5 protein-coding genes and 1 pseudogene are annotated in these 3,962 nt (G+C 64.6%); 3 read left to right on the top strand and 3 right to left on the bottom strand.

Translation table 11 applies throughout. The features are described from left to right. Positions 1–155 precede the first annotated feature (155 nt). Entirely contained in the window at positions 156–326 is a 171-nt protein-coding gene (locus tag ACFYY7_RS45355; RefSeq protein ID WP_388672269.1) for a type IV toxin-antitoxin system AbiEi family antitoxin domain-containing protein, read from the top strand. Between the two features lie 465 nt (positions 327–791). Here ACFYY7_RS45355 and ACFYY7_RS45350 read toward each other — a convergent pair whose 3' ends face one another. Next, on the bottom strand, positions 792–968 hold the full coding sequence (locus tag ACFYY7_RS45350) for a glutamine synthetase (RefSeq protein WP_388672266.1): 177 nt from the start codon (positions 966–968) through the stop codon (positions 792–794). 391 nt (positions 969–1,359) lie between these two features. On the opposite strand from ACFYY7_RS45350, the gene ACFYY7_RS45345 reads away from it, so the two are divergent. Continuing rightward, positions 1,360–2,208, top strand: a complete 849-nt coding sequence (locus tag ACFYY7_RS45345; RefSeq protein WP_388672263.1) for a DUF4231 domain-containing protein — start codon at positions 1,360–1,362, stop codon at positions 2,206–2,208. Between the two features lie 53 nt (positions 2,209–2,261). Here the strand turns inward: ACFYY7_RS45345 and ACFYY7_RS45340 are convergent, their stop codons facing one another. After that, complete coding sequence (locus tag ACFYY7_RS45340) at positions 2,262–2,699, bottom strand: hypothetical protein (RefSeq protein WP_388672260.1); 438 nt, start codon at positions 2,697–2,699, stop codon at positions 2,262–2,264. Positions 2,700–2,715: 16 nt separating this feature from the next. On the opposite strand from ACFYY7_RS45340, the pseudogene ACFYY7_RS45335 reads away from it, so the two are divergent. Then, positions 2,716–3,273 (top strand): annotated as a pseudogene (locus ACFYY7_RS45335) (transposase family protein); the annotation flags it as partial. Between the two features lie 18 nt (positions 3,274–3,291). Here the strand turns inward: ACFYY7_RS45335 and ACFYY7_RS45330 are convergent. Beyond that, positions 3,292–3,765: a transposase gene (locus tag ACFYY7_RS45330; protein ID WP_388672258.1), complete on the bottom strand. Its 474-nt coding sequence runs from the start codon at positions 3,763–3,765 to the stop codon at positions 3,292–3,294. Positions 3,766–3,962: the final 197 nt, after the last annotated feature.

Below are 3,962 nucleotides of genomic sequence, written 5' to 3'. Positions count from 1 at the left end.
CCGCCTGGCCGAGCTCACCGCGACCCGCAAGGTCATCGACGGCCTCACCCCTCCCGACCACGCAACGGCCCCCGCGGAGACCGCCACCGCCACCGCCACCGTCTATCGCGGAGACCGCCACCGCCACCGCCACCGTCTATCAGCGCATCGTGACCATGTTCAACGAGCACCCCGGGAAGGTGTTCCGCGTCCGTGATCTGCACGAGCACCTCGGCCTGCCCACCGACGAGCCATCGATCAACGTCACCTGCTCCCGCCTGGGACGACTCGTCCGCCAAGGACTCCTCGAACAACCCGGACGCGGCCGCTACCAGAAACGGACTTAACGCCCTCTCAAGTCACATGGTTCGCCAGCGCTGTCGAGGCTTCTTGAAACAGTTGCTTCCACGCTTCCGTGACGACTACGGCTGGAGGAGGATGCGGTCCTGCCCCGCCTCCGCGCTACGCTGCGCCGTCGGAATGTGGTGGTAGCCGGACACAGAGCACGGGAAGGGCCCGGATCCGAATGCTTCCGTTCTAGTGGTCGTCGCAACACCCCAGCTCAGGGGATGCGATGAAGTTCGAAGTCCGTGGCGACCGGAGGCCGCAGGGGCCCAGGAAGCTGCATGCCGAGCGGGAGGAATACTTCCGGCTTGTGCAGCGCAAACACAGCATCAAAGAGGCGGCCAAGCTCGTTGGCGTCCACCCACGGACCGCCGCCACGGCCGTCTCCGGAAGAACGGCAAGGTCGAGCTTCGCGTGTTGCGGGCCGGAGGCGCACCGCCTCCGGCCCGGATGTCACCACGTCGCGGTCACAGCACCGGCAGCAGCGTCTTCAGCTCGAAGGCGGTGACCTCGCTGCGGCACTCCTCCCACTCCTGCTTCTCGTTGTGCAGGAAGTTGCGCGCTGGTCGGATCACCTCGGCGAAGGTGTACGAGAGGGTGTCTGATCTGCGCACGAGCGGCGGTCGTCGGTCATCGTTGGTCACCGCGGGCCGCTCTTCGACGGCCCACAGACGGCCCAAGGGCCCGGCTCGCCGACGGACTGTTTACATGAGGGCTACCCCCGAGTGCCGACCTCGACACGCGTTCGACAGGGACAGCGGGAAGGCGCACCCGTCGATGGGCTACCCCCTGGACGTTGCAACCAATGAGTAGGCAGCCAGCGGACGATCATCCACCGCCATGAGGGGTGGGCACGCCCAAGCCGCCACGGGACAGTTACGCCCATCTCGTCGCCCAGCACCAGCAGGTTTCCGTAAGATCCAACCCATGTCTGATGCTTTGAGTGGGCTGATGAGCTACCGGAGGCGAGAGGCGATATCTCCCCGCCTCGCTCAGAAACGGGCTGAGGTTGGGGTAGGAGCGGCAGAGCAATAAATGACGGAACCCGTGAACATCCTAAGCAGCACAATGACCACTGATGCGTTAATCCAGCATCGCCGCGAGATTGCAGATCTCAAGCAGCGTATTAAGAATCGCCGCCTCCAGGTTCTTGGGTTATACGGCACCCCGCTTGCTGCCATCTTCACGCTCCTTGTGTGGGCAGGTCTAAAGATCTCCTTCTGGCTAGATTCGAACACCCCAAGCGCAGTTAATAATATTCTCGGCGGCGGAGCTCTTCTTTTGGGATTCGCTTTTGCCGCTCAGGCGATACTCGAGTTCAACGAAGATTTCGGACTCTGGAAAGATCGCAACACTTCGATCAGGGAACTCAGACTCGAGCTTTCCCTGGCTGAGGAACGTCACATCCTCGAAGCCAGACGGCGCACCCCTCCCCCCATAGACCGGCAGGCATCCTATAAGGAAAGACTTCCGGGGGAAATGGCCCGGCTACGGAGAGAGTCCCGACACTACCGACGCGTGCATCTCTTGATGCAATGGCTCCTATTTGTTAGCTCGGCAGCGATCTCGGCAGTAACTGCTTGGTACGATCCACCTCAACCTGCAAAGGGAGTACTCATCGGCCTAGGCTTCACGGTTACCTTGATCACCGCCGCTGCTGGCTACTTCAAGCCCCGCGAAAGAGCTTTCAATCTCCAGCAGACGGCTGACAGTATCGAGCAGAACGCCACCGCCTTCGAACTGGGCATTGCTCCATACAATGCGACTGAAGAAGCGCATAATCTCGAACTATTCGCTACGACCGTAGAGGCACTGCGTGCAGACCAGCGCATGCGGGAGCAGCAACTTGACCAGCCGCAGCAGGGGCAGCAGCAGGTTATCTAAGGGCTGCCCCATAACTGCGGGAGTGTGAGGACGTGCCCCGAACTTCGCGGACATCAGAGGAAGAGAAGTTCAACGTCCTTCGCGACGCAGAGTTGCAGAACGACCGTCAGCTGTTGAGCCGCATCGATGTGTGTCCGAGGGGCGCCGACCTCGTTCCGCCACTGGTCGACGATTGCCTCGATCCGGGGCAGGAGCGCCGCGCATTCGGAGGGCGAAAGCTCTCCTCCACCGTCGTCGGGGCGATCGAGGAGTGGTTCGAGTGGGGTGGAGACATCGCTCCAGTGCCGCTCCCCGCCGAAGCCCCACATCTCGTCGAGATCGAACCCCTCGGCTCGCGCCAGCTGCCGCCGGAACGCGGCGAAGCCGCTGTAGGACCAGCTGACGTCTGGGCTGCTGTTGTCTCCGTCTCCTGGGAACAGAATCAGCCCCACGTCGCTCTCCCTCAGATCGTTGATACGCAAAGGATCAGTTGGAACCAGCGACGTCTGCAACTGAGATGATCCAGCGGTGGCTGGTGTGATCACGGCGTCGGAGCCGTCTTGGATAGCCCCGTTCACCGGGCTGAGCCCGCGTGCCTTCGCCAAGCTGGTGACGGTGCTGCGGCGCGAGGGTGCGGATGCAGTCCTCAGGGGCCGGCCCAGGGGTCGTCCGCTGGAGGACCGGGCACTGCTGGTCGCTGCATACTGGCGCACGAACCTGACCATGCGGCAGCTCGCCCCGCTGTTCGGGGTGTCGAATTCGGCGGCGGACCGGATCATCGACCATCTCAGGCCGATGCTCGCGCTCCAGCCCCGCAAGCGGTTGGCCAAGGACACCGTGCTCATCGTGGACGGCACCCTGGTCCCCACCCGGGACCACACCATCGCCGAGCGGTCGAAGAACTATCAGTACTCCACCAACCACCAGGTCGTCATCGACGCCGACACCCGCCTGGTCGTCATGGTCGGCCGACCGCTCGCCGGGAACCGCAACGACTGCAAGGCATGGGAGGAGTCCGGCGCCAAAGCCGCTGTCGGCAAGTCCCTCACGATCACCGACGGCGGCTACCCGGGCACCGGACTCGTCGCAGACGGCGCAGCCGCATCAGCAGGCCCGCCGCGGCGTCCCCGTCGCCGATGTGGCCGTGACCGCGACGGCCAGGAGTAGGCCGAGGGTGTCGGTCACGATGTGCCGCTTGCGGCCCGGCACCTTCTTCCCGCCGTCGTAGCCGCGTGAGGCGGCCGGCACCGTCGCGGCGGCCCGCACCGACTGGGCGTCGGTGATCCCTGCCGTGGGCTCGGCCTCGCGGCCTTCGCGTTCACGCACCGTCCCGCGCAGCCGGTCGTGGAACTCGGCGATCAGCCCGTGCTCGCGCCAGCGGCGGAAGAAGGCGTAGACCCGGGCCCATGCGGGGAAGTCCGCGGGCATAGCCCGCCACGAGATCCCGCCCGCGACCAGGTAGCGGATCGCGTCCAACAGCTGCCGGTGGCAGTAGCCCTCGGTCCGTCCACCACGCCCCTGGAACCAGGCCGGCACCGGCAGCAACGGCCGGACGGCCGCCCACTCCGCGTCCGTCATGTCCGACGGATACCACTCGGAATGGGATCGCACCCCCGAGCTACCTGGAGGCCCTGCTTTCACGCGCGGAAACCGCCGCAGTCACCCGATCGAGACTCCCGTTGTCGGCGTACAAGTGAACGTCCCCACCCGCGTACGGATGAAAAGGGACAGTTGTTGATGCGTTGAGACCTGCTGCTCGGCACTCTGCTGCTTGG

The organism is Streptomyces sp. NPDC001933, assembly GCF_042890955.1.
In the GTDB taxonomy this organism is placed as follows: Bacteria; Actinomycetota; Actinomycetes; order Streptomycetales; family Streptomycetaceae; genus Streptomyces.
Note: the sequence above shows the minus strand (reverse complement) of the source record. Positions and strands in the feature narration are given on the sequence as shown.

Bases quoted from the DNA above. Each gene is read 5' to 3' on its own strand.
- ACFYY7_RS45345 (WP_388672263.1), top strand. From the start codon at position 1,360: ATGACGGAACCCGTGAACATCCTAAGCAGCACAATGACCACTGATGCG.
- ACFYY7_RS45330 (WP_388672258.1), bottom strand. From the start codon at position 3,765: ATGACGGACGCGGAGTGGGCGGCCGTCCGGCCGTTGCTGCCGGTGCCG.
- ACFYY7_RS45355 (WP_388672269.1), top strand. From the start codon at position 156: ATGTTCAACGAGCACCCCGGGAAGGTGTTCCGCGTCCGTGATCTGCAC.